This window comes from Pseudopedobacter beijingensis (genome assembly GCF_042678145.1).
GTDB lineage: Bacteria > Bacteroidota > Bacteroidia > Sphingobacteriales > Sphingobacteriaceae > Pseudopedobacter > Pseudopedobacter beijingensis.
Map to the genome: position 1 here is coordinate 1 of NZ_JBHUDG010000024.1, position 563 is coordinate 563.

Consider the following 563-nt stretch of genomic DNA (forward strand, 5'->3'; position numbering starts at 1 on the left):
TCAATTATTTTGTTTTGGGTTTGAATACGTTCGTCAACAAGTGATAGAAAAGACGCTATTTTTTGTTGTTCTGAACATGATGGAAGAACTATGTTTAACGTTTTTAAATCTGAATTATAAACATTACTAATACTCACACCTTTTGCTAAAGTAGAGATTTTCCTCTTCAATTTTTGATTAATATAATACGATACATAAATATGAGAATATACATCTTCTTTTATTGGTCGTAATATATTTATTGTTCTTCCAATTGCTACCCCTTTTATAGTTAGAGCTGAGGCTGAACCAATATCTAAAGGATCTTCTCCTGCTGAAGGAAGTAGAATTTCATTGCCTTGACTAAAAGTAAGTTCTGATATATCAAGGTTAGTTTTATTAATAACCTCGTTAATTACTTCATTATACAAATGATATAACTCACCGTATCTAACACAGGGGGTTTCAAATTTCGGTGAGGCTTCATTTTGTTTTATATTTTTTCCTGTTGAAAAAAGAAAAATATCTTCAAAGGAGTATGATCTGTATTCCTCCTCAAATCCAGGAAATCTCAAATTAGGAAC

At 30.2% G+C, this 563-nt stretch carries 1 protein-coding gene; it reads right to left on the bottom strand.

Translation table 11 applies throughout. From position 1 onward, the window contains the following. Positions 1-563, bottom strand: a 563-nt coding sequence (locus ACFSAH_RS14070) for a restriction endonuclease subunit S (RefSeq protein ID WP_379663377.1), incomplete at both ends; no start/stop codon positions are given.